Source organism: Streptomyces sp. BV286 (genome assembly GCF_019090165.1).
Taxonomy (GTDB): domain Bacteria; phylum Actinomycetota; class Actinomycetes; order Streptomycetales; family Streptomycetaceae; genus Streptomyces.
Map to the genome: position 1 here is coordinate 19030 of NZ_JAHRIB010000133.1, position 25807 is coordinate 44836.

At 69.0% G+C, this 25807-nt stretch carries 25 protein-coding genes; 10 read left to right on the forward strand and 15 right to left on the reverse strand.

Annotated features, from left to right (window positions below):
* Positions 1 to 53 precede the first annotated feature (53 nt).
* On the reverse strand, positions 54 to 1310 hold the full coding sequence (locus KUF83_RS18555) for a hypothetical protein (RefSeq protein ID WP_217455838.1): 1257 nt from the start codon (positions 1308 to 1310) through the stop codon (positions 54 to 56).
* Positions 1311 to 1753: 443 nt separating this feature from the next.
* Between KUF83_RS18555 and KUF83_RS18560 the strand changes: the two genes are divergently transcribed.
* Positions 1754 to 2143 carry a DUF6083 domain-containing protein gene (locus KUF83_RS18560; protein WP_217455839.1) on the forward strand — a complete coding sequence of 130 codons (390 nt, stop codon included), beginning with the start codon at positions 1754 to 1756 and terminating at the stop codon, positions 2141 to 2143.
* 52 nt (positions 2144 to 2195) lie between these two features.
* On the opposite strand, the gene KUF83_RS18565 is transcribed toward KUF83_RS18560, so the two are convergent.
* From KUF83_RS18565 to KUF83_RS18580, 4 genes are all read right to left on the reverse strand, one after another.
* Entirely contained in the window at positions 2196 to 2831 is a 636-nt protein-coding gene (locus KUF83_RS18565) for a hypothetical protein (protein WP_217455840.1), read from the reverse strand.
* Positions 2832 to 2933: 102 nt separating this feature from the next.
* On the reverse strand, positions 2934 to 3902 hold the full coding sequence (locus tag KUF83_RS18570) for an alpha/beta fold hydrolase (RefSeq protein ID WP_217455841.1): 969 nt from the start codon (positions 3900 to 3902) through the stop codon (positions 2934 to 2936).
* Positions 3902 to 4135 (reverse strand): acyl carrier protein, encoded by a 234-nt coding sequence (locus tag KUF83_RS18575; protein ID WP_217455842.1) that lies wholly within the window; start codon positions 4133 to 4135, stop codon positions 3902 to 3904. Before KUF83_RS18575 ends, KUF83_RS18570 begins: the two co-directional genes overlap by 1 nt.
* 36 nt (positions 4136 to 4171) lie before the next feature.
* The gene (locus KUF83_RS18580; protein WP_217455843.1) at positions 4172 to 5212 is read right to left on the reverse strand and encodes a beta-ketoacyl-ACP synthase III; all 1041 of its coding nucleotides are present in this window, start codon (positions 5210 to 5212) and stop codon (positions 4172 to 4174) included.
* A gap of 268 nt (positions 5213 to 5480) precedes the next feature.
* Between KUF83_RS18580 and KUF83_RS18585 the strand changes: the two genes are divergently transcribed.
* Positions 5481 to 6770 carry a hypothetical protein gene (locus KUF83_RS18585; protein WP_217455844.1) on the forward strand — a complete coding sequence of 430 codons (1290 nt, stop codon included), beginning with the start codon at positions 5481 to 5483 and terminating at the stop codon, positions 6768 to 6770.
* Positions 6771 to 6919: 149 nt separating this feature from the next.
* Here KUF83_RS18585 and KUF83_RS18590 read toward each other — a convergent pair whose 3' ends face one another.
* Positions 6920 to 7186: a hypothetical protein gene (locus KUF83_RS18590; RefSeq protein ID WP_217455845.1), complete on the reverse strand. Its 267-nt coding sequence runs from the start codon at positions 7184 to 7186 to the stop codon at positions 6920 to 6922.
* A gap of 395 nt (positions 7187 to 7581) precedes the next feature.
* On the opposite strand from KUF83_RS18590, the gene KUF83_RS18595 reads away from it, so the two are divergent.
* The gene (locus tag KUF83_RS18595; RefSeq protein WP_217455846.1) at positions 7582 to 8961 is read left to right on the forward strand and encodes a chloride channel protein; all 1380 of its coding nucleotides are present in this window, start codon (positions 7582 to 7584) and stop codon (positions 8959 to 8961) included.
* A 43-nt stretch (positions 8962 to 9004) separates the two neighbouring features.
* Here KUF83_RS18595 and KUF83_RS18600 read toward each other — a convergent pair whose 3' ends face one another.
* Positions 9005 to 9853 carry a TetR/AcrR family transcriptional regulator gene (locus KUF83_RS18600; protein WP_217455847.1) on the reverse strand — a complete coding sequence of 283 codons (849 nt, stop codon included), beginning with the start codon at positions 9851 to 9853 and terminating at the stop codon, positions 9005 to 9007.
* 241 nt (positions 9854 to 10094) lie between these two features.
* Here KUF83_RS18600 and KUF83_RS18605 point away from each other — a divergent pair, with 241 nt between their 5' ends.
* Positions 10095 to 11069: an ADP-ribosylglycohydrolase family protein gene (locus KUF83_RS18605; protein WP_217455848.1), complete on the forward strand. Its 975-nt coding sequence runs from the start codon at positions 10095 to 10097 to the stop codon at positions 11067 to 11069.
* Positions 11070 to 11262: 193 nt separating this feature from the next.
* Here KUF83_RS18605 and KUF83_RS18610 read toward each other — a convergent pair whose 3' ends face one another.
* Positions 11263 to 11667, reverse strand: a complete 405-nt coding sequence (locus KUF83_RS18610; protein WP_217455849.1) for a nuclear transport factor 2 family protein — start codon at positions 11665 to 11667, stop codon at positions 11263 to 11265.
* Between the two features lie 142 nt (positions 11668 to 11809).
* On the opposite strand from KUF83_RS18610, the gene KUF83_RS18615 reads away from it, so the two are divergent.
* Complete coding sequence (locus KUF83_RS18615; protein WP_217455850.1) at positions 11810 to 12277, forward strand: SRPBCC family protein; 468 nt, start codon at positions 11810 to 11812, stop codon at positions 12275 to 12277.
* A gap of 397 nt (positions 12278 to 12674) precedes the next feature.
* Here KUF83_RS18615 and KUF83_RS18620 read toward each other — a convergent pair whose 3' ends face one another.
* Together KUF83_RS18620 and KUF83_RS18625 are read right to left on the reverse strand one after the other, a co-directional pair.
* Complete coding sequence (locus KUF83_RS18620; RefSeq protein ID WP_217455851.1) at positions 12675 to 12968, reverse strand: hypothetical protein; 294 nt, start codon at positions 12966 to 12968, stop codon at positions 12675 to 12677.
* A 459-nt stretch (positions 12969 to 13427) separates the two neighbouring features.
* A complete protein-coding gene (locus tag KUF83_RS18625) occupies positions 13428 to 14117 on the reverse strand; it encodes a M15 family metallopeptidase (RefSeq protein WP_217455852.1) in 690 nt (229 codons plus the stop codon).
* A gap of 139 nt (positions 14118 to 14256) precedes the next feature.
* On the opposite strand from KUF83_RS18625, the gene KUF83_RS18630 reads away from it, so the two are divergent.
* The 3 genes from KUF83_RS18630 to KUF83_RS18640 all read left to right on the forward strand — a co-directional run bounded on the left by KUF83_RS18630 (position 14257) and on the right by KUF83_RS18640 (position 17329).
* A complete protein-coding gene (locus KUF83_RS18630; protein ID WP_217455853.1) occupies positions 14257 to 14712 on the forward strand; it encodes an ankyrin repeat domain-containing protein in 456 nt (151 codons plus the stop codon).
* Between the two features lie 480 nt (positions 14713 to 15192).
* Positions 15193 to 16623, forward strand: coding sequence for a rifampin monooxygenase (gene rox / locus KUF83_RS18635; protein WP_217455900.1), 1431 nt, complete (start codon positions 15193 to 15195; stop codon positions 16621 to 16623).
* 313 nt (positions 16624 to 16936) lie between these two features.
* Complete coding sequence (locus KUF83_RS18640) at positions 16937 to 17329, forward strand: SH3 domain-containing protein (RefSeq protein WP_217455854.1); 393 nt, start codon at positions 16937 to 16939, stop codon at positions 17327 to 17329.
* An 82-nt stretch (positions 17330 to 17411) separates the two neighbouring features.
* On the opposite strand, the gene KUF83_RS18645 is transcribed toward KUF83_RS18640, so the two are convergent.
* The 4 genes from KUF83_RS18645 to KUF83_RS18660 form a co-directional block, all read right to left on the reverse strand.
* Positions 17412 to 18062 (reverse strand): MOSC domain-containing protein, encoded by a 651-nt coding sequence (locus KUF83_RS18645; RefSeq protein ID WP_217455855.1) that lies wholly within the window; start codon positions 18060 to 18062, stop codon positions 17412 to 17414.
* A gap of 98 nt (positions 18063 to 18160) precedes the next feature.
* Positions 18161 to 19924 carry an ABC-F family ATP-binding cassette domain-containing protein gene (locus KUF83_RS18650; protein WP_217455856.1) on the reverse strand — a complete coding sequence of 588 codons (1764 nt, stop codon included), beginning with the start codon at positions 19922 to 19924 and terminating at the stop codon, positions 18161 to 18163.
* A gap of 491 nt (positions 19925 to 20415) precedes the next feature.
* Positions 20416 to 21003 (reverse strand): carboxymuconolactone decarboxylase family protein, encoded by a 588-nt coding sequence (locus tag KUF83_RS18655; protein WP_217455857.1) that lies wholly within the window; start codon positions 21001 to 21003, stop codon positions 20416 to 20418.
* 131 nt (positions 21004 to 21134) lie between these two features.
* Entirely contained in the window at positions 21135 to 21869 is a 735-nt protein-coding gene (locus KUF83_RS18660; protein ID WP_217455858.1) for a haloacid dehalogenase type II, read from the reverse strand.
* 386 nt (positions 21870 to 22255) lie between these two features.
* Here KUF83_RS18660 and KUF83_RS18665 point away from each other — a divergent pair, with 386 nt between their 5' ends.
* Both KUF83_RS18665 and fxsT read left to right on the forward strand, forming a co-directional pair.
* A complete protein-coding gene (locus tag KUF83_RS18665; RefSeq protein ID WP_217455859.1) occupies positions 22256 to 22723 on the forward strand; it encodes a hypothetical protein in 468 nt (155 codons plus the stop codon).
* A 152-nt stretch (positions 22724 to 22875) separates the two neighbouring features.
* Positions 22876 to 25080 carry an FxSxx-COOH system tetratricopeptide repeat protein gene (gene fxsT / locus KUF83_RS18670; RefSeq protein ID WP_217455860.1) on the forward strand — a complete coding sequence of 735 codons (2205 nt, stop codon included), beginning with the start codon at positions 22876 to 22878 and terminating at the stop codon, positions 25078 to 25080.
* Between the two features lie 63 nt (positions 25081 to 25143).
* On the opposite strand, the gene KUF83_RS18675 is transcribed toward fxsT, so the two are convergent.
* Positions 25144 to 25572: a cupin domain-containing protein gene (locus tag KUF83_RS18675; protein WP_217455901.1), complete on the reverse strand. Its 429-nt coding sequence runs from the start codon at positions 25570 to 25572 to the stop codon at positions 25144 to 25146.
* Positions 25573 to 25807: the final 235 nt, after the last annotated feature.

Sequence of the window (25807 nt, forward strand, 5' to 3'; positions counted from 1 at the left end):
AACTGCACCCGCCGTCGCGGCGGCCCGACAAACTCGGGCTCGACTCCGCGAGGTCAGAGCTTCTGGAAGAGGACGGGTATCAGGGCAGGCACCGCGGGGACCAGCAGGTAGAGGATGATGCCGGTCATGGCCTTGCGGGTCGTGACCGGAAGCACGGGATCGGCCCAGACCCGCGCGATGGCCGCGTCGCACTCCTCGCTCGGAAGGTTCATCTCGTACAACGACTTGACGTGATCCTGCTTGACCGTCAGCGCGGAGTGATAGCCGATCGACGACGGGTAGACGATCACCAGCATGTCGACCAGCATGACTCCCAGCACGATGAACACCATCCATGGTTCGGCCGGCAGCCAGACCGTGAAGAGGACCAGCAAGCCGATCAGGTGGGCCAGCGCGGAGCCGTAGGTCCACAGCATGAACTGACGCAGTGGCCGCAGTCCCTGATATCCGTCGCTGTCGAACCGCATGTTCGGCGTGACCCCGAAGTCGAGTGCCTCCGACCGATGCAGGTAGGCGGTGAAGACCACCCCCATGACCAGTTGCTTGGCCAGGAAGTAGAAGGCGTACGTGCCCGCCAGGCACAAGGCCACTGCGAGTTCACGGTGGGCGTGCCAATTGGCCCACCAGCCCGCGTAGACCTCCGAGCGCCAGACCTGATCGGGCAGCGAGGTCGGGTTCCACGTCTCCATGAGGCCGTGGGCATTGACGAAGCCGTACAGCGCGGCCGTGCCGATCCCCATGGCCACCGCGATGGCCGCGGACACCTCGCGACCCCCCAACACCCGGAACCACCAGTTGGTCTTGCGGACCAGATCGTTGAGTTGTCGAATCTCATCCTCGGTACGCTCCACATCGGCAGCGTTGCGCTCGTTCATCTGGACGAAGTCCGAGATGGCCAGCACTTGCTGACAGCAGAAGACGGGCGTGATGAAGACGACCGCCAGCACGATCAGTCCGGCCGGGTCCTGGAGCAGCGACAGGCTCACGCCGCCCAGGTCCGCGTTGTCCGAGAACACGTAGTCCAGAGCCCACCGTCGGTCGGGCCCGGCCGGCGGTCCGAGCACGCCACCGGCGTGGGCCAGGATCAGCAGCGTCACCGAGAAGACGAAACTGACCAGCAGAACCTTGGTCTTTGCCCTCAACGGCCAGTACGACAGGTGGATCCACAGGCGCCACAGCGGGCGTACCACTTTCCGCACCAACCTCGGCATCCTGCGCAGCCGGCACATCGAGGCGCGGATATCGGCGGGTTCTGATGCACGGAACACCCGTCCGATCAACTGCGGTTCCAGGGCTTTCAGTTGCTCCATCTCCGCCCCCGATGGTCACACCACGCGATGGTCTTCACAGCCGGCACGGGACCCAGCGCCCGGCAGGCCATCCCCCTGAGAGTTCCGCGGGCCCCACCACCGATCGCCGGCCTCCACCGCTTCCGGACACCTGGGCATCAGCGGTTCCCTCCGCCGGAACCGGCGCGCGGCACATGACAGTTCAATGCCCCCGCGCCCCTACGGATATCCCGACGTCCGACCACCCGATCTGCCGATGCCCACCGCGTCCTTCGCAGGACGATGGCTGTCAACCCCGGGCAGCGTCCTGTTGTCTACGGCACCTGTCCGGCCGCAGCAGACGGGGCGTATGAGCAAGGAGCGTCCAGGAGTTGCCTCGCCTGTCGTTGCCTGTCCGTGTGGGCGCGTGGGTCCCGTCCGATTGGCGCCGTGTGGCGTGCCCTGCCAGGCCGCACGCTCAGAGTATGGGGGTTGTCGACAAGGAGTCACGGCGATGGGGTGACGGACAGGCATCTGCCTGCCCGTACTGCGATCTGCCGCAGGACCGGGTGCCGACACTGGACCACGACTGGGTGCTCCTCGAACCGGGGCTCGATGTGCTGGCGCATCTGGTACCGGCGGAGCGTCGGTGGATCACATTGTCGGACGGACGGGTGACGGTGTATGCCGTGTGTCCGCCGGATCCGCTGCAACGATGCCGGATCGAGCACCGTCTGGCCTGCTCCGGGCAGCAACTACCGGACCTGTGGCCGTGGTTGACGGCGGTGCGACAGGAGAACGCGCGCCAGGCCGAGCGACGTGCGGCCGCGGAACCACCACTGTGGCCCGACATCGAGCTTCCGGACACCGGGTAGGCAGGCCGAAGTGACGCTCCTCGTTGGTTGCGCCCCGCAGGTGTTCACAGCGTCACGTGTCGAGTGGGCTCGCGGCCAGGCGTACGACTGCGTCGACCAGCGTGTCCACCGCCGTGGGCGACTGCGGCCAGCCCTCGAACCGTACGCGTAGCTCGTGGCCGTCCGTCTCCACCGAATCCACGCCCTGTGGCAGGTCCAGTCGGCGTATGTCCCGGCGGCGACGCAGCCGTGCGGTCGGCCGCTGTTCCGGCAGACGGAGCAGGACGGCCGTGATCGACGTGCCCGCCTCGCCCACGTCCTCGATGGAGCAGGCGACGCCCACCTCGATGCCCTGGCAGCGGCCCACGGCGAGCAGCTCACCACGAAATCGAGGGCTCGTCGGCAACTCCCATCCCTGCACGTCGCTGGCCAACGCCGCCGGATTGGTACCGAAGGTCCCGCCGTTGCGGCCGGCCCAGGTGTCCAGGGCCCCTTGCGTCATAGCTTTCCGTTGCGCGGCGCTGCGCACGTAGCCCAGCGTCATGACAGTGATCAGGCCACTGACCGCGACCGACGCAACAACGAACAACACGGTCACCTGCCAGGGAACATCCCAGACAAGGCCGATCACCACGAGCAGCACCGTGGAGAACGCCGCGAGATGGACCCCGGTCGTCAGCGCTTCCCGTTCATCGTCCGTGGACGGCATGTAAAGCAGTACACCACCGACCGGGACGTACGGACCCGCCCTTGCACCCGGCTCCGCCCGAGAACATCCATGAATCTCCGTGGACGAGAAGCGCCGACAGTGTCAGCTACGCCCGAGGCGTTCCGGTGTGGTCGTGTAATGAAGGCCTTCGAGTGGGATATCGGTGAGGAAGCGCAGGACCAGGTCGGCGTACTCGGCTTCCCGCTCCAGATGCACCATGTGGTCGGCGTCCCGGACGAGTACGAAGGTCGAGCCGGCGATGGCGGCTGCCACGGCACGGTTCTCGTCCGGCGTGCTGACGTCGTCGTGCTCACCGGTGAACACCAGGGCGCGCACCGCGTCGATGTCCTCGGAGGGCAGCGGGTCCGAGCCGAGCAGCCGCTGGTGACAGACGGCATGGCGGCGGGCCTCGGCCGGGGTGATGCGGGCGAACTGCCGGTGCAGCAGCCTTGCCACGGTGGGTGCCTGGCAGACCTGATCGCCGAGGGCGGTGTTCAACAGCGTCGTGACGGCGCGGGCCGCGATCTCCTGCGACCCGGAGTCCGACAGCGTCCCGTCGATGTCGTCCGCGAGTGCGGCGCGGGCGCGCCACACCTGCTCGCACTCGGACACCAGAGCCGGGTTCATCCGGTGCGTGGCGCCGGCCAGGACGAGCCGGGCGATCCGCGCCGGTCTGCTGAGGGCGGCACGGTAGGCGATCGGCGCACCGTAGGAGGCGCCCAGCAGATTGATCCGGTCGAACCCGAGCCGCTCGGGGACGAGCAGAGCGGCCTCGGCGAGCGCGTCGAAACCGTGCTCGGAGGACAGGTCGTCGGCTGTGCCGACCCCGGGCAGGTCGACGAGCACCAGCGTCATGTGGGCGCTGAGTCTGCGTTCCAGCCGGGGCCAGGCGTACATGTCCTGCAGTGCGCCGCCGAGCAGGAGAAGGGGTTCGGTGACCGGCGGCCGACCCGAGGTGATGACACGGCACGTGTAGCGCAGGCCGCGCCATTCCAGTGGGACGAGTTCCTCCTTCGTCTGCTCGGGCGCGTTCCATTCGGGCGGGTTCCACGCGATAGGGGCGGTCGGCATCACGGTTTCCCGGCGGCTCGGCTCGCGATGAGGTCGGCCAGGGCGTTGACGGTGGGGGCGCGCGAGAGTTCGTCCTCGGTGAGGAACAGGCCCATGCGGTCCTCCAGTTGCATGGACAGCACCGTCACGGCCATGGAGTCGACACCGGCGTCGGCCAGGGTCGCGTCGGCGGTGATGGGCGCGGCGGGCAGTCCGGCCTGTGTCGTGAGGATGCCCTTGAGTTCTTCCAGCACGTGCTTTGTTCCTTACGTTCCTGGGCAGGTGGATCTCTACAGCTCAGCGGTGACGCCCGGCGGCCACACGAGGGTGGTGGCGGCCCAGGCGAGCCCGCTGCCGAAAGCGACAACGAGCACGCGGTGCCCGGGTTTCAGTTGACCCTCGTCCGCGGCGTGGGCGAGCAGCAGCGGCACGGACGCCGCCGCGGTGTTGCCGACGTGGGCGATGTTGGACGGCGTGCGCTCGGGCGGGATGCCGAGTGCGTCGGCGACGGAGGCGCCGATGCGTCCGTTGGCCTGGTGGACGATCAGCCGGTCGACCTCGTCGAGGGTCCACCCCGCGGCTTTCACCGCGTCCCGGGCGGCCTGGCTCATGCGACGCACCGCGTGACGGAAGACCTCGTTCCCGCGCATGTGAACGAAGAAGTCACCCGCGGGCGCGCTGTCCCGCCGGTCACGCTCACGGGCTCCGCCGGCCGGGATGACGATGGCGTCGGCGAGCGAACCGTCGCTGCCCCAGACGAAGGGTCCGAGGCTGCCGTCCTGTTTCCCGGATCCGGCTTCCAGGACCACCGCTCCGGCGCCGTCGCCGAAGAGAGGGGCTGTGGAGCGGTCGTCGGAGTCGATGATGGCCGACATCGTCTCCGCACCCACGACCAGCACCTTCCGGGCGCTGCCCGCGCTGATGAGCCCGGCGGCGACAGCCGAGGCGTGTACGAAGCCCGCACACCCGGCGGTCACGTCGAAGGCGACCGCGTCGCGCAGCCCGAGCCGGTGGGCGACCGCGGGTGCGGTGGCCGGGCAGTGGTGGTCCGGGGTGGTCGTGGCCAGGACCAGGGTGTCGACGTCCGTCACGTCCGCAGAGCGCATCGCCCTCCGCGCGGCTTCCAGGGCCAGATCTCCCGTGGACATCGCCGCGTCCGCCCGGCGGCGCTCCTCAATGCCGATTCTCTCGCGGATCCACGCGTCGCTGCTGTCCAGCCGGGAGCACAGCTCGTCATTGGTCACGCGGCGGGGAGGAAGATAGGAACCCACGCCCGTCACCACGGCGGTCGGCCCCGGCGCTGCACGGAGTTCCGCGCTCGAAACGTTCATTGACTAAGCGTACTTGAGTGAAGTCGGAGAGTTATCGATGCGCCGGGAGCCTCGTGGGCCCGAGTTCACCTCGGTGCGCGGCGTTTCCCTTCACAAGTCGCCGAACGCGCCGGGAGGATCGGACCGCCCGCGGCCGCGGCAAGGCACTCCGAGAAGGCCGCGACCCACGCCCCAGAGGGCACTCAAACCATTGCGAACAGGTTCATATAGGCTGCCTGCGCTGCCCTTTGACGCCTCGTTCTTCCTCAGGCCCCAGGAGAGTCTCCCAGTGACCGTAGTGACCGCTCAGCCCGAACCGGCCGTCCCTCCCGTCGACCAGGTGCCCGGACAGGCGACAACTGAAGCCGAGGAGTTCTGGGTCGAGCCCGGAACATCCGCCGCCCCGGTTCCGACGGCCGAGGCGCACGACCCGGCCCCCGCGGACGAGGCGCACGACGCGCAGACCCAGCACGCTGAGACCCAGGACGCCGAGGCCCAGGACGCCGAGGCCCAGGACGCCGAGGCCCAGAGCGGCGCTGAGACCCAGGACGACGCTGAGGCCCAGGGCGACACTGAGGCCCAGGGCGATGTGCACCCTGATATCGCGCAGGACGCCGGCGACTTCGGGGCGTACGTGCGGGCCGGCGGCTGGGCGTTCGCACTCAAGGTGGCGCGCAGCGTGCGGCCCGGCGGAGAGCTGGCGGGGGAAACACCGAAGGTCTCCGCGAAGGGCTTCGCCGCACTGGCCGGGTGCTCACCCGAGCGGGTCATGCGCTACTACAAGGCGTGGGACAAGGCGGCCGACGACGGCCTCGTCCCGTACTTCGAGGCGCTGACCCCGGGCCAGGACGTGGAACTGCCGGACTCGGACGTGTGGCACTCCTACTACACCTCCCGTTCCAGCGCCGCCTCCGAGCGGGGCACGGCGATCGCCGCGGCGGCCGAGGCCGAGGGCATCCGGCCGACCAAGGCCCTGGAGGTCGCCGAGAATCCCACCGCGCTGCGGGCCGCCATCCTCGCCGACCCCTCCACGGCCCAGGCGGCCCGGACGGCACTCCTCGACCGGCTCCAGGAGGACCCGGCGCTGCAGACGGAACTGGCCCGTGACATCGCCCGCACCGACGACCTGAAGAAGGCGGTCGCCTCCGAGACGCAGGCCGCCAGCCGCATCGGCTACGTCCGCCAGATCGTGGAGAACGGCCAGGTCAAAACCCCTGCCGGACAGACCATCGACGCCCCTGCGGAGCTTCGCGCCGAGGCCGAGCGCCACCTTTCCCTCATCGACGAACTCGACGAGGGTGAAGAGACCAGCGAGTGGGCCTCCGAGGCGTACGACTCCGTGAAGGACCTCGTGGCCCAGACCATCCAGGCCAACCCCGAACTCCGCCTCCAGGAACGCCGCACGAAGTTCTACAGCAGCCTGCAGAAGGCGACCAAGGTCTTCGAGGAGCTGACCTTCGACGACGTCGACGACCTCGACACCATCTACGAGGACGACATGCTCCAGCGCCTGGAGGAACTCCAGGACGCCATCACCACCTGCATCACCGCCCTGCGCAAGGCGGCACCGGGAGAGTGAACGCCGGCGCGCGGTCCGTCCACCACCTGCCCGGGAGGCGGGCCGCGCGCCTCAGCAACGGTCGCGGGCCGTCCTCACATGCAGAGGATCCGAACTCCTCGCCAGCGGTTACCGGGCGTCGTAATGGCGGGATGCCACTCAGTGTGACGTCACCGCGAGTGCCGATGATGCCGGTGTGAGCGTCGACGCACGGTGAAGAGGCAGGCGAGCATGCCGAGTCCCCAGGCGATCAGGAGGGCACCCCACAGGGGCATGGTCACCTCCGGGACGAGCAGACGGATCTTGACGCTCGAGCGGTTCTCGAAGATGAAGACCAGAGCGATCGCGCTGATCAGAAAGAACGGTGCGAGTCGGCGGACGCCAGGGCGGGAAAAGAACGGCGTGTGCGCCTTGTGGTCCGTCCTGGTCTGAGTCATGGCGTGTCTCTCCCAACGTTGTCCCCACATCCAGCGTCCTCTCCCAGCGCACGACGCGCGACCGATGACCGTTCCTGGGCCGGTCCTGGCCGCTGAAGACAGCGCCGCAGGCGTATAGGGGGGTCCGCTGTCCATGCTCTGATCCGATCACGGACGCGCTGCCTCGTTCATACGGCCGGAGCAGGAGCACCGCACGTCAGTGCACGTATGTCTGTGTTGCGCTGGGCGGAAAGCACGGGTAGCGATGGACCTGAGCGGCTGTGACACCTGTCCCGGGCCCGGCCCTCGCTCTGCCCACTCAGGCTCCCGTTTCAGTGGCCGACAGCACCGCACTCACCGCAGGTCCGCAGCGGGCTGCGCCCGGGGCACCGGGCCGATGGGGAAGGAAGGCACCGATGGCGGAGCCCAGCCCACGATCCGATCCGGCGGTCAGCGGGGCACAGCCTCAGGAGGCGGACCGCCTGCGGGATCTACTGCTCGCTCCCGGCTATCTGAAGTTGCTCGTCTTCTGCGCGCTCCTCGGCATCCCGGTTTCCCTCGCGGCGTTCTGGTTCTTGGTGGGGCTGCACGAACTGGAACACGTGTTGTGGGCGGATCTCCCGCAGAGCCTGGGGTGGGGCACTCCCCCGTGGTGGTGGCCGCTGCCGCTCTTCCTCGTTTCGGGCCTGGTCGTCGGCCTGGCCGCCGCGCACTTTCCCGGTGGGGCCGGTCACGCACCGGTCTCCGGCCTGCACACCGAGGGCACAGCACCGAACGCGCTGCCGGGCGTGGTCCTCGCCGCGACAGCGAGCCTTCCGTTCGGCGCCGTCCTGGGTCCGGAAGCACCACTCATCGCCCTGGGAGGTGGTCTGGCCCTGCTCTTCCGTGACCTCGCACGCGCACCTGCGACCGTGCAGAGCACGGCACTGCTGGGTGCGGCCGGAGCCGGGGCGGCCATCGCGGCGATCTTCGGAAGCCCACTGGTCGCCGCCGTGCTCCTCATCGAGGTCGCGGGCGTCGGCGGACCCCGACTGTTCGCGGTCATGCTGCCCGCCCTGCTGTCCAGTGGTGTGGGAGCCCTGGTGTTCACCGGCTTCGGCCGCTGGACCGGGCTGGATACGGGAAGTCTTCGCCTGAAGCTGTCCTCGCCGTTCCCCCGTCTGGACGTCGGAGACGTGTTCTGGTCCCTGCTCCTGGCCGTCGCGATCGCCTTCATGATGCACCTGGCGCGGGGCGCGGGACGGCTGGTGGTGGCGTTCGTCCAGACGGGCGTACGTGTGCGCACAGTCCTCTGCGCGCTGGGCGCCGCGTCCTGCGCCGCCCTCTACGCGCTGTTCACCGGCCGCTCACCTGCTGAGGTCGCCTCGTCCGGTCAGGCCACCCTGAGCGCGCTGGCTGCCGACCCGCATTCCTGGGGTGTCGGTGCGCTGCTCGCCGTCCTGCTGTTCAAGGGCATCGCGTACGCCCTGTGCCTGGGCAGCCTGCGGGGCGGCCCCATCTTCCCCGCCCTCTTCCTGGGAGCCGCCACTGGTGCGCTGCTGGCTCCTCTGCCGTATCTGGGGCTCGTCCCCGCGATGGCAGCCTGTATGGCAGCGGCCATCGCGGCCACCCTACGGCTCCCCGTGAGCAGCGCGGTGCTCGTGGCCCTGCTACTGGGCAGCCCCGACATGATGCCCGTGGTGATCCTGGCGGCGGTGGTCGCCTTCGTCACCACCGAGCTCCTGCCCCCAACTCTGCGCCGGCGCACCGGCCGGCGCCCCCGCCCCATGGACAAGCCTGCTGAGGCCACCGGTTGAAGAGCCGGCGGCCGACTGCGACCTCTGACCGACTCCCCCTCCCTCACAGGGCCCGTTCCTCGTCATCACGTCCTCCGGCGGCCGAACCGCAGGGCCAAGCGTGAACACTGTCGTCCGTACGGCGATGACTCCTTCCCGGCCCGTTGTCCCCCTCCCCCGCCCCCGCGACGGGAATCCGGCGGTGGATGTCCTCCACCAAGTTCCGCATCGCCATGCGGAAGATCTCGGCCTGGTGGTCGCCGAGGAACGAGGTGTGCCCGAACACCTCCAGAACGACGAGTCCATGCATGTGTCCCCACGCGCTCATGACGAGAGCGGTCGCGGGAGGCGGTAGCTCTCGCCGACCGGTGGGCGGCAACTGACCCAGATACGCCAAAAGCTCGGGCGAGAGACCAGGGGTGTCGGCAGCGGCAAGCTGTGCCGGGGCGAAACCACCGAAGATCTCCCGCTCGAAGATCGCACTCATCCTGCGCAACGCCTGAGTGGTCGGCCCGTCGACAGGAGCCTCGTAGTGCCGCAACGGCGCTCCGTACAGGAGCTGGAATCGCCCGGGATGAGCGAGGGCCCACTGGCGGTACCCCTCGGCCGCGATCACCACGCGCTCCAGGGGCGAGCCGTCCTCCGCGGCGTCGACAGCGGCCCCGACGGCCTCGGCCAGGGCTTCGTACGCCTTGGCGATGAGCGCCGTCACAAGATCGTCTCGGCTGGGAAAGTAGTGGTAGAGCGCCTGCACGGTCATCCCCAGACTCCGGGCCACCGCACGCAGGGACAGGGCCGCGGGGCCGTTCTCGGCGATATGACGCTCGGCGGCGTCCAGGATCTCCTGGGTGGCGGCTGCTCGACGCCGTTGACGCAGGGAGAGCGGGGCAGCTATGTGCTCTTCGACGGGCATGGAACGACCGTACGACGACAAGTCACCTGGTGCACCAAGAAGTTGCTGACGGTCAGAGAAATCTGACGGTGCCAGATCTTCCGCCGGCACACCAACGTGGTCCTGATGGAGCAGTCGCGCCGTCCCACCGCACCTGCTCCATCAGGGACAGGGACTCCTGGCGGAGCACCGTCACATGAACCGCTGGGGCCGGTGACGGTTGCGTACCCGTCTCGCACACGGGGTCTCGTACTCTGACGCGATGAATGCCCTCTTCGCCGACGCCTGTGTCCGCACACGACGAGCCGTCGCCACCATCCTGGGCTCCGCCGTCGGGGACGCGCTCGGCGCGCCTTTCGAGTTCGGCCCGGAGGGCGCCTTCTCCGAGCGTTTCCCAAGGACGGGCAGCGGGGGTGAGATGTGCGGAGGAGGCGGGTGGGAGCCGGGCGAGGCCACCGACGACACACAGATGGCAGTGCTCGTCGGAGAGTCGTTGCTGGAACGGGGCGAACTCGAACTTCCGGACGTCTTCGCCAGGTTCAGGCGCTGGGCAACCGCCGAGCCGAAGGACATCGGCCTACAGACCGAAGCGGTGCTCTTCAGTGGCAATCCCTGGGACCTGGCCGCGTCCCTGCACTCCCAGGTCAGCCAACGCGCCGCGGGCAACGGCGCCTTGATGCGCGCAGCCACCTCCAGCGTGTACTTCGCACCCTACGGCCGGGCTGTCACCATGGACGCCGCCAGACGCCTCGCCGCACTGACCCACGGCGATCGAGCTGCCTGGGAAGGCACCGCGATCTTCCACGAGTTGATCCGCGTCGCACTCACCGGAGACGACCCTCTATCCGCCCTACAGGACACACTCGCAGAGGTGCACCCCGACCACCGCGTCCGGTACGCCGCCGTACTCGCCCCCGACTGGCACCCGGACCTCGCCACCGAGTTCAACGGCGCGGTCTGGCCCTGTCTCGGCTCCGCCGTCTGGGCAGTGCGGACGACGTCGTCCTACGAGGAAGCCGTGCGCGCAGCGATCGACCTGGGCGGCGACACGGACACCGTGGCCGCGGTGTGCGGAGGGCTGGCCGGGGCAGTGCACGGACTCGACGCCATCCCTCGGCGGTGGGTCGAGGCGCTGCATGTCCCCCTCCCCGGCTTCGGCGACCGTGTCCTGCACGCTCCCGAACTCACCGAGCTGGCACGGAAACTGGCCGCTTCCGGCGTCTCCACGGGACGCTGATCCGGACGGGCACGGGTGCCGCGAGCACCGCTCGAACGACGGGAGCCGCGGTCGGCTCCGCGCGCCGACCGGGGTACCGTCCGGCGTGCCTCGTCCAGGGCGCGACAACGTCCTCGTGGCCGAGCAAAGTGGGTGGTCCCGGGCGGATTGTCACGTCCATGTGGCCCGGCTGAGCCCCAGGCCCGCCGGGCGATCAGTCGCCGAAGTAGGCCTTGGCGACCGCGTGGGTGTCCTCGTAGAGGTGGTAGCGGGTGATCAGCCCGTCCCGGACCGTGGCGTGCAGGGCGAACGCGGTGTCGATGTCCCGGCCCGTCTTCTTGACCTCGGAGACCATGCGGCCGAGGAGGACCACGTCGTCGCCCTCGGCAATGACCTGACGGAGGTCGAACTCCTTGGCCTGCACATGGCTCTGCAGCAGTTCGAAGAACGTCCGCATGCCCTCGGCCGAGTCAACCTCCGGTACCCACGGAATGCCCGGCGGGTGCGGGATCGAGAAGGACACCGAGTCGGCGAACAACGCCGCCGCCTCCGCGCTCTTCCCCTCGGCCAGCAGCGGGAACAAGCGTTGCACAGTCTGCACCGGTGACTCTGCTGTCATGTGCGTCGACCTTACCGGTCGGGTGTCGCCATGCAAGCCCCTTCAAACCCTGCGGGTTGGCTGAGGCGGAGCAGCCGATTCGCCGGGCCCTGCCATCGATGGCAACGCGCGCGGGAATCCTCCTCGGCCGTAGACTCGGGCCATGGACAGGACCGACCGCGCCAGGCGAAGGATCGCGGCGCCCCCGGCGGTTGTGTACGGCGCTCTGCTCGACCCGGAATCGCTCGAGACGTGGTTGCCGCCGGACGGTATGAGTGGGCGGGTCGAGCGCTGGGATCCGCGACCTGGTGGCGGGTTCCGGATGGTTCTCACCTATCTCGATCCGACCGACAGCCCCGGCAAATCGTCGGACGCGACGGATGTCGTCGACGTCCAGTTCGCCGATCTAGTGCCACCGGAGCGCGTGGTGCAGCGAGCGGAGTTCGAGGCCGACGACCCCTCTTTTGCGGGAACCATGACGATGACCTGGCATCTCGCCGCTGCGGGTTCCGGGACCGAGGTGACGGTCACGGCCACGGACGTGCCACCCGGCATCGAGCAGGCAGCCCACGAAGCCGGAATCGCCTCATCACTGGCCAACCTGGCGTCGTACGTCGAGAGGGCCGTCTGACGCTCGGTCCCGCTCCCCCGGCCCTGCCACGCCGTCTCCACGCAACCCACGACGCGCCCCCGCGGCACGGCGGCGCCAGGAAGGCGACTCCCATCACGTTTCGTGATTCCTGCGCCGCGCGGACCGGTTGGCGAGCAGAAGGCCGCCCCACAAGAGCACCTGACAAGCTGCCACCGCGACTCTTGTCGCGCTGTCCCCGTCGATGATCCGCCATCCCAAGAGCCCGATGCTCATGCAGAGCATCGGCCAGTACAGCCACGGCCCCCAGCGATTTCCCGCCTTGGCCCATGACGGCGGGGACTGCGAACGGGAACGCTCCTGCATTTACCTCACTCTCCCTCGGCAGCGCCAGGACTCAACGCCCCAGTCGGCCGGGCCGCCGGTCACATTCCGGATTTCAGGCGTTCACGTGCCGGCGAGCAGGCACCCTTCGAGGAGCGGCGTGATGCGCGGGCTTGTCCGCGCCGCTGTCCTGAAGGCGCCGCAGCCACAGGGACGTCACGGACAGCAGGCCGGCGAAGACCAGCAGAAAGAGCGCGGACACCCACATCTGCCGACTCCCCGGGTGCGCCCATCCCGTCCAGGCAGCTGACGCCGCCCACAGCAGGACGGCCGCCGCGTAGAAGGCGCGCATCCGGTGCAGCTGCCGCACGGCCCGCAAGGACATGGAGTGATCATTCTTCGGTGCCATGCCGACCCGTGTACCCCCAACGCTCCCGCATTCACCCGACATGCACGGTCCATATCCGAATCGGGCTGGAGCGGACGTCACCCGTACGGCCTGCCGCCGCGCGCCGCCACACCGATCGCTTTCCAGCGTAGGGATACACGTCGCCCAGCCAGGAGGAGGCGCTCATGTCACGTCGTGCGACTTTCGCGGGCATAGCCGGGGCTTTCGTGTCCATCAGCCTCGCCACCGGCAGGACACTCGCCCTTCGAGTTACACGGTGCTGCGCCGCCGCCGACGCTGAACCCAGGCCCGAGTGGTCGCTGTCGGCTATCCGCTTCGCTGACGGCCCGCGCAGAGCGTGAGCTCAATACCGCACCCTGCGAACGCCGGCAAAGCAGTCGTTGCTCCTGCTGAAGCTGCCCTGAAGTGGCGGAGCGGCCGAAGACGCCACGCGGGCAGCCGCCAAGAGCGGCCGCGCGATCACCTCGGTGTCGGCCGAGGACCATAGCCACCGCTCAGGGAAGTTGTCGGTCCGTAGAAGGCGGCGTCCTCTCCTGCTACCAGAGCCCAATAGCGGTCTCCGTACGACCAATGCCACCACTCTGTGGGGTAGTTGACCAGGCCGGCGGCAGTGAGAGCTGTGCTCAGGATGCCGCGAAGGGAGCTAGCCTCGTCGCTGATGTTGCGAGCATGCGTGTAACAGGCGCCCGCGCTCTCTTCCGGCGTCGCATTCATGCGGGTACCCATGTCGAGTTCACAGCCGTCGTCATCGGCAAGCGTCACGTCAACGGCTGCTCCGGCGCTGTGCGGTGCGATCTCGGGCGGGGACACGTAACGGCTGGCTGCCGAGCGGAGCTGCCCGGCAGACCATTGCGGATGATCCGCATGCAGCCGAGCTGCGTATTCGTCGAAGTAGCGCCGTTGCAGGGACGGCGGGCGATAGCCCTCGACGAACAGCAGCCGCGTACCTTGAGGTAGCTGTTCCTGGGCACGGAGGAGGCGGCCGAGCACTCCTATACGCAGGTGGGCGAACGCACCGGCAGGATCCTGCTTCTTCCGCTCATCGACCAGAAGGCGGCCCTCACTTCGTACATCCACAAGCCGTTCGCCGCACTCCTGAACAGGGACGGCTGCGACCCTCGGGTCAGACATCAAGACAATTTCGGTCATGATGCGATTTTCCCTCGGACGTCCGCGGACATGACTAAAAGCGGCCTCGTGCCCTGTGGGTTCTCAACGACCCCACTGTCGCTGCCAGTTCCTATATCCGATGGCTGCGCCGCACGCCCAGTCGTTAGCCTCGGCAGTCATGAAGCAGCGGCAGCGCAAGAAGCTTGGCCGGCGCCTGTTCGTAGCAGCTCTCACAGGCGACACCGCCCGGGTGAAGGAGCTCCTCAGGGCCGGAGCCGATCCGGAGTGGTCGGACAGCGATGGGACCACGCCGCTCTATGTCGCGTCCGTGAGCGGGAATGCAGAGATCGCCCCCATGCTCCTGGCGGCTGGGGCCCTGCCGAACGCCGAGAGCAGCGGGCTCGGATCAGAAGGCACACCCTTGTGCGCAGCCGCATGTTGGGGTTACACCGAAACGGTGCGCGAACTGTTGGCGCACGGCGCTGATCCGAACCTCAATGAGGATCACGGCACGGGCTGGTCGCCCTTGATGTGGGCCGTCCACGGCTCCCATTCCGAAACGGCCGAACTGCTCATCGAGGCGGGAGCCACCCCCACAGAGAGCACTGCTCAGCATCAGCCTTCGAGAGGCTGATGCAACAGACAGCGGGTGCAGCAGTCCAGCACCGCCCCCGGGACTCGGTAGTCCAACGGCCCGGTGTGCCTACCGTGGCCGCAGTCCGCGGTCCGCAGTCCGGGCACCCCGCGGAGGGAAGCCCGGATCCTCGACCGCACGCGGCGCACCACTGCATCGGAAGGTGCTCGTCCGTCCGTGCAGGATGCCGAAAACAACAAAGGCAAGGAGGTTACGCGCTCCTTGCCACTCCTAAGGTATAGCGCACCCGAGGGCTTGCGGCAAGGCCGGGGGCATGCCGCAGAATGACCGGCCAAGGCCAGGACCTGCGCAAATGACTGCTGTACGAGGGATGGGGATGTTGTCGACCCACGGGCTGCGCGGGGCTGCCGGGAGCTCGCGGCGCCGCTGGGTCGGCCCGACCCGAGCGTGCGGGTTGTGCGTGTCGTCGGGCTCCTCTGTGCTGCTGGCCGAAATCCAAACTCTTGAATGGGCGTTGTGATGATGGACGTGATCGTGGTCGGTGGTGGACCGACCGGTGTGATGCTTGCCTGCGAGTTGCGGCTGCACGGCGTGCATGTGGTCGTGCTGGAGAGGTTGACCGAGCCGACCGATCAGTCCCGCGGGCAGGGCCTGCATGCGCGCAGTGTGGAGATCATGGACCAGCGGGGCCTACTGGACCGCTTCCTCGCGGTCAACGAGAAGTTCCAGGTCGGCGGGCTTTTCGGTGGCATCGTCAAGCCGTGGCCGGCGGGCTTGGACACGGCTCACCCGTACGGCATCGCGACCCCGCAGCCGGTCACCGAGCAGTTGCTCAACGAGCGTGCGGTCGAGCTCGGTACCGAGATCCGGCGCGGCTGCGAAGTGGTCGGGCTGCAGCAGGACGAGGACGGGGTGACCGTCGAGCTGGCCGACGGGTCACACCTCCGCTCGCGTTACGCCGTTGGCTGCGACGGTGGCCGCAGTGTGGTGCGCAAGCTCCTCGGTGTCGGTTTCCCCGGTGAGCCCGCCAAGGTCGAAACGCTGTTGGGTGAGCTGGAGATGACCGCGGATCCGACGACGATCGCCGCCGCGGTCGAGGAAGTCCGCAAGACCCAACTGCGGTTCGGGATCGCCCCTCTTGAGAACGGGGTGTACCGCGTCGTCGCGCCTGCCGACGGCGTCGCCGAGGACCGGGCGACGGCGCCGACGCTGGAGGAGTTCCAGCAGCAGCTGCGGGCGTTCGCGGGGACCGACTTCGGCGCTCACTCACCGCGTTGGCTGTCCCGGTTCGGCGACGCCACCCGGCAGGCCGAGAGTTATCGGGTCGACCGGGTCCTGCTGGCCGGCGACGCGGCACACATTCATCCCCCGACCGGCGGGCAGGGCCTCAATCTCGGAGTCCAGGACGCGTTCAACCTCGGTTGGAAACTGGCTGCCGAAGTCAAGGGCTGGGCGCCGCAAGGGCTGTTGGACAGCTACCACACCGAGCGGTATCCGGTGGGCGCCCGCGTACTCGACAACACGCGTGCGCAGATCACACTGCTGGGAGCCGATCCGGGCGCGACGGCGTTGCGGGAGCTGTTCTCGAAGCTGATGGACTTCGAGGAGGTCAACCGGTACGTGACGGAGATGATCACTGCCGTCGGGGTTCGCTACGACTTCGGTGAGGGTCACGAACTGCTCGGTCGGCGGATGCGGGACGTGCAGCTGAAGACGGGGCGTCTCTACGAGCTGATGCATGGCGGCCGCGGACTACTGCTCGATCGGACCGGCCGGCTCTCGGTGGCGGGCTGGGCAGACCGGGTCGACCATGTCGTCGACCCCAGCGACGAACTCGACGCCCCTGCTGTGCTGTTGCGGCCCGACGGGCACGTGGCGTGGGTGGGCGAGGACCAGCAAGGTCTGCTCAACCGGCTGCCGACGTGGTTCGGCACCGCTGCCGTCGACTGAACCTACAGACACGGCACGAATTGAAGTGACCCTGCTACGACCGAGTCCGGTGCCGTACCGCCCCCTCCCCCTGAGCCCTGCCTCTCGTGCCGAGCCGGCGGAGGCCCTAGGTGAGGGCCGTCGCAACCGCCGACGGTTCGCCGCAGGTCCGCGTACCGGAATGCGGCCTGTGGCCGGTACTGCACGTCGGACGTCATCCGCGACGTTTCGAAGGAATTTGAAGAGCTGGAGTGGTGTCCCGCGAGAGGCAACGCTGGTCCCACAGGGAAGCCGCCACCTCGGGGGGACTCCCGGAACGCAGGGAGAGACGGATATGCACGGAATCAGCTCGCACTCGATGACCAAGCTCATGATCACGGCAGCTGTGGGCGTCATGGCAGCGGCCGGTATGGCCGCTCCGGCTGCCGCAGCGGAGCACCGGTCGGCCGACCGGTCCGCCTCCCAGAGCGCGGGCGTCCAGGCTCAGACCGTCACGACCTGGATCAACGGCAACGTGCGGATCGGACCTGACACGGGCTACAGCATCGCCTACACCGTCGCGGCCAACCAGAACCTCTCCGCTGAATGCTGGCTCGAGGGAGGCTTCGTCAACGCCAACGGCGTCTACCACGACAAGTGGGTTCTCCTCTCCGACGGGAACTACATCTGGGGCGGCCTGCTGAAGGGCAACGAGGTCGGCAACGTGTCCCGTTACTGCTTGGCCTGACACACCGCCCGGAGGTCATAACGCGTGAGCCGCCACGTCCTGCCTGGACGTGGCGGCTCACGCGTACGCCCTGGATCGGTCACTACGCGGTGGTGCGCCTGCGCACCAGGTTCTTGTCCTCCTCCGGCAGGGCGTCGGCGATCAGAAGCCGCGGCAGCAGCTCCGGTTCACGTGTCATCGCGCGGAAGACCAGTGCGACCGTCACGTCGTGGTCGGGCCGGTGGACGATCTCGACCGGGTCGTCAGCTTTGATGTCCCCCGGCTCGATCACGCGAAGATACGCGCCCGGCCGGGCGGCCTGCATGAAACGCCTCATCCAGCCGTCACGTTCCAGCCAGCCTTCAAACGTCGCGCACGGGATCCGAGAGCATGAGATCTCCAGAACGACTTCGGGCCCGATACGCCAACGCTCACCGATCAGGGCGCCGTTGACATCGAGGCCTGCAGTCGTCAGATTCTCCCCGAAGACACCGTTCGCCAGCGGCCTGCCCAACTCGGCCTCCCACCCGTCGAGATCCTCGCGGGCGTAGGCGTAGACGGCCTGGTCGGTGCCGCCGTGGTGCTTCACGTCGTACACCCGGTCCCCGGCAAGACCGACCGCGCCGGTTCCCTTGGGGCCGGGGGCGGCGACGGCGACCGGGCCGTCGACCGGCCGCTTGTCGATGCCTGTGGCGCTGAGGCCCTTCCAAGGGTTGGGACGAGGCTTGCCGACATTGACGGAGAGCAGCTTCATGGGGCGACGGTACGTTTCCGCCGTACCCGGTGGCGACACATTTTCCCTCCGGTGCCGCAAGTCCGACCGCACGTCAATGGTGTTCGACCGGCGGCCGGTCAGGGGGCCACCGGGCAGCCCGCCACCAGATGCAGGCGATCGCCGGAGAAGGCATCCCGTAGTACCTGGTCATGGGTCACCAGGACGATCGCCCCGGAGTAGCGGGTCAGAGCCTCCTGGAACTCGTCCGTGAGCGCCGGGGAGATGTGGTTGGTGGGTTCGTCCAGGACGAGCAGCTCGGCGGGACGGGACACCAGCCGGGCCAGTTCGATCCGTCGGCGTTGGCCGGCCGACAACCCTGCGGCGGGGATCAGCAGGTCCTCCGCGCGGAACAGCCCCATGGCAAGAAGTTCCTCCGCGTACTCCTCCGACGGGCCGAGCCGGCCGGCCGCATAGGCGGAGAGCAGGGTGGCTCCTGGGGCGGTGGGCAGCGGCGCCGGTTCCTGTGGGAGGTAGCCGATTCGGGCCCGCACCCGGACGTCGCCCTTGTCGGCCCGTCGTACACGCGCGAGCAGCCGCAGAAGTGTCGACTTGCCGGCCCCGTTGGGTCCGGAGACCAGGAGACGGCCACCGGCCGGGACCCGTAGCTCCGGCACCCGGAGCCGGTCTCCGACCACCACGTCGTCGACCTCGACCAGCGACGGAGCCGTCCCGGGCGGCACTGGCGAAGGTGAGTCCTCCGGTGCCGAGGACCGGTCCACGAGCGGCTTTGCCCTGCCTGTCCGCAACGCGACGGTGAAGCGGAGCGGTTCCGGGGGCGGCGGCACCGGGTGGGTTCGCAGGTGTTCCAGTCGGACGCGAGCCGCCCGGACCCTGCCGGACAGTTTGGCTTCCGAAGACCGCCGATGTTTGCCGAAGCCCTGCTGGGGGTCCTTTCCGGTGCTCGCGAGGCGGGTACCGGCCATGTCGACAAGGGTTTCGGCTCGAGCCGTCTCCTCCCGCCACTCACGGTGTTCCTGGGCCAGTCGGCGCCGTTCGGTCTCGCGGGCGGCCCGGTAGCCGTCCCAGCCGTCGCCGTAGCGGCGCACGGTCCGTGTGTCCGCGTCGACCTCCAGGATCGTCGTGGCGTACTGCCGCAGGAACGCGCGGTCGTGGGTGACGACCACGACCGTTCCCTGGTGGGTGGTGAGGCGCCGTCGCAGCCATGTGACGGCATCGGCGTCGAGGTGGTTCGTCGGTTCGTCGAGGAGGAGGAGTTCGGCTCCCGCACACAGTGTGCCGACGAGGGCCAGCCGGGAGCGTTCGCCGCCGGACAGGGTGCCCAGGGTCCGCTCCCGGTCGAGTCCGCCGATTCCCAGCCCGTCGAGGGCGGCGGCGACCCGCGCGTCCGCCTCGTATCCGCCGCGTTCGGCGAAGGTCTCCAACAGCTCGCCGTAGCGGGTGAGTTCGTCGGCTGAGGCGTCTGCGAGGGTTCCCTCGGCTCGGCGCAGCTCGCGCTCGAGTGCGCGCAGTTCAGTGAGGTCGGCGTCGATGGCGTCTCGGACGGTGGAGGTGGCCGCCAGGGCGGAGGTCTGGGCAAGGTGAGCGACCCCGCCCGGGGCATGAAGCGTGATCTCTCCTTCGTCGGGGGTGTCGAGCCCGACGAGGAGACGGACCAGGGTTGATTTACCGGATCCGTTCTCGCCCACGACCGCGACCCGCTCGCCGGGGCGGACGGTGAACGAGACCCGGTCGAGGACACGGCGAGGTCCGTAGTCCTTGCAGAGATCACGGACCGCGAGCTGGAACCGGTCGGCGCCGGCCGGGCGTGGACCATCCGCCGGAACGGAGGCGGTCGCGGCGCCGCCGAGTACGGACGAGGGGTGATGGGCGCGTTCGCGCATGGTGGTACTTCCCTGACATGGGGCGGCCGGTCCGGCTGGAGAGGCATCGGCCGTGATGGGTACGGGACATGTCGGGGGAACTTGGAGAGCCCCGGTGCGCATCACCTGAACCTGACGCGCGAGCGCCGCCCGGCAGGTCGCCGCGGGAGCGGGCCTGGCACACGACGCGAGGGAGCGCACGGAACGGCGTTGCGCAGCGCGGTACGCGGCCCTCTGGTCAGGTGGCCGGTACGTCGGTATGTCGGTGCGCGGCCGGGGGTCGGTGTGTTCCCGGACCCGGGAATCAGAGGAAGAAGTAGAAGCTACCCATACGCCCACCCTAGCCGACGGCCGCGAAGCCCGGCATTCGATATTCCGGCGGCCGCTCCCTCACGCCCCGCGTCCGCGTCACTGGCGCATGGGGCCTTCGGCCATGCCGCTGGCCAGGCGCTGGGGCGCCGATCGTCGTCCGCGTGCGGCGCAGGCTACGTGCCGGACCGTATGCGGGGAGGTCAGAGCATGGGAGGCAGGCCCGGCTCCGGCAGCACCTGCAGGGAGTTCAGCGTGAAAGCCAGCAGGTGATAGTGGCCCACCAGCATCGGCAACTCGATCAGTTGGCGTTCCGTCAGGTGCCCTCTCAGCCCCTCCCACGTCGAGCCGCTGATCCGTGCCTCGGAGCGCAACTCGTCGGTCGCCCGCAGCAGCAGCGACTGCCTTTCGGTCCAACCCGGTGCGTCAGGACCTACCGCCACCCGGTTCATGTCGTCCGGCGTCAGCCCGGCCTTCGCAGCGATCCCCACATGCTGCCCCCACTCGTAGGGCGAACCGCAGTTGCGCGCCACCCGGAGGATGACCAACTCGCGGTCGGCGAAGGGAAGTTCGCCCGCGAGCAGCAGCTGGCTGCTGAACGGCAGCCAGGCTGCGAACAGTTCCGGGTGACGAGCGAGCGTGGTGAAGACGTGTGCCTCGCCGAGTGAGGACACACCGAGTCCGAGCGAGGCGATGTCCGCGGACAGCGTCTCCCGCACGGATTCTGCCCATTCCTCGGCAGGCTGCGGAGGAATCCTGGGCTCGGCGGAAGACATCGGCGAGTCGGGCACGCGGCCACGCTACGCCACACGCCGGTTGGAGGATACGTCGGCGACAAGCCGCATCGGCGGCGCCGGCTGGTCCGGCTGAGGGCAGCCCGGTCCGCGGGCAGGAGTCGTAGGACTGCGGCGTTCGAGGCTGCCTACCCGTCGGGATCGAGGGTGCCCACTGCCGGAGCGTCACTCCGTGCGACCGCCAGCGCGTCGGCCAGCTCGTACAAACTGTTCGCCCGCCAATCGAACGAGTCGGACTCCTGGGGAGGGTCCCCAACCGGTCTTTGCACGTACGCAGTTCGCATGCCGAGCGCTTGGGCCCCGCGAAGGTCCCAGGCGTGCGCTGCGACCATCAGCACGCGCCTTGGCGGGCATCCCGCCGCGTCGATCGCGAGCCGGTAGACCTCCGGGGCGGGCTTGTAGGCCCGCGCGTCCTCGGCGGACAGAGCCTGATGCCAGCGCAGCCCGGCGTGGGCGTTGAGACGCAACAGGGCCGCGCGACTTGCGTTGGAGAGACCCATGAGCGGAAACCGCCGCGCGAGCCGCGTCAGTGCGGCGAGAGAGTCGCCCCAGGGTTTCAGCCGCTGGCCCGCGGTAGCCAGTCGCTCGATGCGCGCGAGGTCGGTGAGCCCGGCACGGTCGGCCACCCGCTGAGCTGCCTCGCGGTCGATGATCTCGGTGTTTGCGTATGCCCTGTTGCCCTCTCCGATGCGTCGCTGCTCGCGTTCGACGTGTTTTCGCCACTCGGTGAGCAACTGGTCGACGGTTGATTCGTCGGACACGGGAACCGCGTCGCGAAGGGCGGCCCGGAGTCCGCCTGTCTCGTCGACCATGGTCCCCAGGACGTCGAAGAGGACGACCTCGATGTCGCGCGATGGGACCATCCGGCCTCCTTTGTCGCGGGCGGTCACGACGTGGCGGGGTGGCACATGGGCCGGACGGCCAGGAGGACATCCTTCCTTCGCGCCTGTTCGGCACTTGCGTGCACGGGTGGGCAATCCGGCCCGCCACCACAACCGTGTCACCGGTCCAGCAGGTAACGATTGTCGCCCAGTGTTAATCACCTGTCAAGGCGGTGACGCGCACTCTCCATAAGTCCGGAGTATCAGGCGCGGCACCGTGGGCAGCGGGGCCCGAACACGTTTCCGGCGCCCGGTGAAGCACACACTCCCGCTGACTACCTGTATTCCGGGGAACACGCTACGTCCACACCGTCGGGCCGCTACGGTCTCAAGCCAATCAGTACGGAACGGGCGAAGAGGTGTGGGGCATGCTTCCTGAGGTCTTGGTGTCGTTGGCTGCGGCCGGTGGTGGCGCAGTCGTGCAAGCGGCGGGAACGGACGCGTGGTCCCGGTTCAGCAGTCAGGTCGCACGCTGGCTCGGACGAGGAGACGCGCAGTCGGAACAGGGTGAGCTGGAGCGGCTGCGTGACAGCGCCTCGGAACTCGTGTCGGCGGGGCAGGCCGAGCACGTGAGGCTTCACCACGAAGCCCTGTGGCAGGAGCGCATCGAACGGTTGTTAGAGACACTGGGTGACCTCGAACGCCGGCAGGCCGCCGAGGAACTGAGGGTTCTCCTCCACGGGTACGCCCGGCCCGCCGACGACAGCGGCCACGCCGGGCCCGCCGTCGGCCGGGACGTGAACGTGCGGGCGGACAACGGATCGATCGCCGCCAATGTGCTGAACGGAGGGGCGCACATCGGTCGCCCTTCGATGCCGGACCCCTCCCAGGGCTGAGCGGTACGGCACCGGGAGGGTCCCGCCCCGGGCAAGTGCCGTACCCCCGAAGCGAACCGGGAGGCATCAGCGCCAACACCGGTGGCGTGGCGATCGGCAACTACCACGCCCCGCCTTGCCACGGAGTGGCCGCGCCCGGCCTGCCGGGAAGCATGCCGCGTCAGATCGGAACCATCCCGCGCCAGGCCGAGTGCTTCCAGTACCGCAGCATTGCCGAGGCCATGAGGGGTGCCTCGGACGTCGAGGACGCCGCCGCCTACGTCCTGTCGGGGATGGGCGGGGTGGGCAAGACCCAACTCGCGGCCGCCTATGCCCGCGATGCGTGGAAGGACGGCCGGCTGGACCTGGTCGTGTGGATCAACGCCAACACCCGCGCGGGCATCGTGACCGTCTACGCGGAGGCGGCAGCGGAACTGCTCGGCGCCGATGCCGGCAGTCCGGAACATGCCGCCGACGCCTTCCTGGCCTGGCTCGAACCCAAGTCCCAGCCGTATCCCTCACGGTGGCTCGTCGTCCTGGACGATGTCTCACATCCGGACGACCTGCGTCATCTGTGGCCCCCGAGCAGTCCGCACGGCACCACTGTGGTGACCACCCGGCGGCGTGACGCGGCGCTGAGCGGCGACGGCCGACGCATGGTGGGCATCGGACTGTTCCAGCCGGACGAGGCCCTCACCTACCTGTCGCGGGCACTGGCAGCGCATGGTCGTACCGAGCCCGCCGAGCAGCTCGCACATCTCGCCGGGGATCTCGGGCGGCTGCCGCTTGCGCTGTCGCAGGGCGCCGCGTTCATGGTCGATTCCGGCCTCGACGCGGCCGGCTACCGCGATCTCCTGGCGGACGGGGCCCGCAACCTCACCGAACTGCTGCCCGAACCCGGCACTCTCCCGGACGACCAGCATGCCCCCGTCGCCGCAGCATGGGCGCTGTCCATCGACCAGGCCAGCGCTCTTCGCCCCGACGGTCTCGCGCGGCCGATGCTGCAACTCACCGCGATGCTCGACGCGAACGGCATCCCCACCTCCGTCCTGACCAGCGCACCGGCTCTCGACTACCTCGCCCACCAACGGTCCAACCGTGGACGTCACCGCCGCAGCCAGCGTCGGCACGAGTGCACGACCGAGGAAGCAGTCGGAGCACTGCGGGCACTGCACCGGCTCAGCCTGATCGATCACACTCCCGGCAACCCCGGGCAGACCGTGCGAGTACACCAGCTCATCCAGCGCGCGGTCCGCGATGCGCTGGGACCGGCCCGGTACGAACCGCTGGTGCGTGCCGCCGCCGACGCCGTCATGGCCGCGTGGCCCGACATCGAACGGGACACCACCCTCGCCCAGGTCCTGCGAGCCAACGCCACGGCGTTGATACGGCACGGACACGGGGCGCTGCACCGGACACGCACACATCCGGTGCTGTTCCGGGTGGGCCGCAGTCTCGGCAAGACCGGGCAGGTCACCGCGGCCCGGGAGTACTTCGAGGACCTCATCGGAACGGTGGCTCTCCACCGGGGACCTGACCACCCGGACGCCCTGGCCGTACGCAGCGCCTACGCCCGGTGGCGAGGCGAGGCAGGGGACCCTTCCGGCGCAGCCGCGGCAACCTCCGAACTGCTCAAGGACCTGCTGCGGGTCCTCGGACCGGATCACGGCCAGACCTTCACAGCCCGCAGCAATCTCGCACGCTGGCGTGGCGAGTCGGGGGATCTCTCGGGCGCCGTACGGGAAACGGGCGAACTGCTGGAGGACCGATTACGGCTGCTCGGTCCGGAGCACCCGCGCACTCTCTCCACGCGCAGCAACCTGGAGTACTGGCGCGGCAGGACGGGTGACCCCCGGGCCGCAGCCTCAGCGACTGAGGAAGTACTGGCGGACATGCTGCGCCGGTTGGGCCCGGACCACCCCCATACCCTCACCGCACGCAGTCACCTGGCGCATCTGCGCGGCCAGGCCGGTGATCCCCTCGCCGCGGTCACGGCCACGGCGGAGCTGTTGGAAGACCGGCTGCGCGTGCTGGGACCGGATCACCCCGACACGCTCACCACCCGCCATGAACTGGCCCGTTGGCGGGGTGAGGCGGGTGATCCCGAAGGGGCCGCCGATGCTCTGGCCGACCTGCTCAAGGACCGGTCACGTGTGCTGGGACCGGATCACCCTCGCACACTCGCCACCCGAAGCAATCTCGCCTGCTGGCGGAGCGAGGCCGGAGACCGCCGGGGCGCGGCGGAGATGACCGCCGAACTGCTGGAGGACCTGATCCGGGTGCTGGGACCGGACCACCCCTACACCCGCACGGCGCAGACCAATCTGGCGCGATGGCAGGCGCGGCCCGGACAGGACGGGCTGCCCATCCCCTACTGACCGCACGCTCCAGGTTCCAGCGGCCACGCGTCTCCCTCGGCTCGGCGGGCCTGCGCTGTGGTCCTACTCCCCGGCGCAGGCCGGGGCGTCCGCGTCGATGGACAGCGGGCTGCCTTCGGGCACGAGATAGGTGACGTACAACTCGACGGGCTCGGTGCCGAGGTTGCGGCCGATGTGCACGTGCCGTGCTCCGGCCGGTTCTATGAACGACGCGCCCGTGGGTGTGGTCTCCACGGAGCAGTCCCGCAGCGTACGGGTGAGCGTGCCCGACTTGACGACAGCGATGAGCTGACCCGGGTGGTGGTGCCAGCCTGTCGAACCGCCGGGTGCGATGGTGATGGACCGCACGATGACGTCCGTACGCCCCTTGGCCTTGATTTTCAGCGTGCCGGACGATGTGCCCTTGGCGAGGACCGTGCCGGTGACCCCGCTGCCGGGGGTGGCGAGCGCGGACGTCGACCCGAAGGCCAGCGCGACCGCGCAGCCTGTCATGACGAACGCTCTGCGGACCTTCCCTGTCCGAGACGTACTGCTCACGGAAATCCCCCTCCGGATCGGCCAACTGGTCTGCTCATGTGGTGACTTGAGCCCGACAGACTCACTGCCCCTGCTCGCCGCCGTCCACACCCCGGTTGTCCTGATCGCTCCCAGCCGCTCGCAAGGAACCGGGTCTCCCCGCTACTCGAACGCCTGCCGTCCGGCGGCACGCCTCCGTGTGTCGACCCGG

Excerpts from the sequence above, each read along its gene's own strand:
- rox (WP_217455900.1), top strand. The coding sequence starts at position 15,193 with ATGATGGACGTGATCGTGGTCGGTGGTGGACCGACCGGTGTGATGCTT.
- KUF83_RS18675 (WP_217455901.1), bottom strand. The coding sequence starts at position 25,572 with ATGACAGGCTGCGCGGTCGCGCTGGCCTTCGGGTCGACGTCCGCGCTC.
- KUF83_RS18665 (WP_217455859.1), top strand. The coding sequence starts at position 22,256 with ATGCTTCCTGAGGTCTTGGTGTCGTTGGCTGCGGCCGGTGGTGGCGCA.
- KUF83_RS18565 (WP_217455840.1), bottom strand. The coding sequence starts at position 2,831 with ATGCCGTCCACGGACGATGAACGGGAAGCGCTGACGACCGGGGTCCAT.
- KUF83_RS18625 (WP_217455852.1), bottom strand. The coding sequence starts at position 14,117 with ATGACCGAAATTGTCTTGATGTCTGACCCGAGGGTCGCAGCCGTCCCT.
- KUF83_RS18615 (WP_217455850.1), top strand. The coding sequence starts at position 11,810 with ATGGACAGGACCGACCGCGCCAGGCGAAGGATCGCGGCGCCCCCGGCG.
- KUF83_RS18590 (WP_217455845.1), bottom strand. The coding sequence starts at position 7,186 with ATGACTCAGACCAGGACGGACCACAAGGCGCACACGCCGTTCTTTTCC.
- KUF83_RS18640 (WP_217455854.1), top strand. The coding sequence starts at position 16,937 with ATGCACGGAATCAGCTCGCACTCGATGACCAAGCTCATGATCACGGCA.
- KUF83_RS18605 (WP_217455848.1), top strand. The coding sequence starts at position 10,095 with ATGAATGCCCTCTTCGCCGACGCCTGTGTCCGCACACGACGAGCCGTC.
- KUF83_RS18595 (WP_217455846.1), top strand. The coding sequence starts at position 7,582 with ATGGCGGAGCCCAGCCCACGATCCGATCCGGCGGTCAGCGGGGCACAG.
- KUF83_RS18560 (WP_217455839.1), top strand. The coding sequence starts at position 1,754 with ATGGGGGTTGTCGACAAGGAGTCACGGCGATGGGGTGACGGACAGGCA.
- KUF83_RS18600 (WP_217455847.1), bottom strand. The coding sequence starts at position 9,853 with ATGCCCGTCGAAGAGCACATAGCTGCCCCGCTCTCCCTGCGTCAACGG.
- KUF83_RS18660 (WP_217455858.1), bottom strand. The coding sequence starts at position 21,869 with ATGGTCCCATCGCGCGACATCGAGGTCGTCCTCTTCGACGTCCTGGGG.
- fxsT (WP_217455860.1), top strand. The coding sequence starts at position 22,876 with ATGCCGCGTCAGATCGGAACCATCCCGCGCCAGGCCGAGTGCTTCCAG.
- KUF83_RS18580 (WP_217455843.1), bottom strand. The coding sequence starts at position 5,212 with ATGAACGTTTCGAGCGCGGAACTCCGTGCAGCGCCGGGGCCGACCGCC.
- KUF83_RS18570 (WP_217455841.1), bottom strand. The coding sequence starts at position 3,902 with ATGCCGACCGCCCCTATCGCGTGGAACCCGCCCGAATGGAACGCGCCC.
- KUF83_RS18630 (WP_217455853.1), top strand. The coding sequence starts at position 14,257 with ATGAAGCAGCGGCAGCGCAAGAAGCTTGGCCGGCGCCTGTTCGTAGCA.
- KUF83_RS18645 (WP_217455855.1), bottom strand. The coding sequence starts at position 18,062 with ATGAAGCTGCTCTCCGTCAATGTCGGCAAGCCTCGTCCCAACCCTTGG.
- KUF83_RS18555 (WP_217455838.1), bottom strand. The coding sequence starts at position 1,310 with ATGGAGCAACTGAAAGCCCTGGAACCGCAGTTGATCGGACGGGTGTTC.
- KUF83_RS18650 (WP_217455856.1), bottom strand. The coding sequence starts at position 19,924 with ATGCGCGAACGCGCCCATCACCCCTCGTCCGTACTCGGCGGCGCCGCG.
- KUF83_RS18620 (WP_217455851.1), bottom strand. The coding sequence starts at position 12,968 with ATGGCACCGAAGAATGATCACTCCATGTCCTTGCGGGCCGTGCGGCAG.
- KUF83_RS18610 (WP_217455849.1), bottom strand. The coding sequence starts at position 11,667 with ATGACAGCAGAGTCACCGGTGCAGACTGTGCAACGCTTGTTCCCGCTG.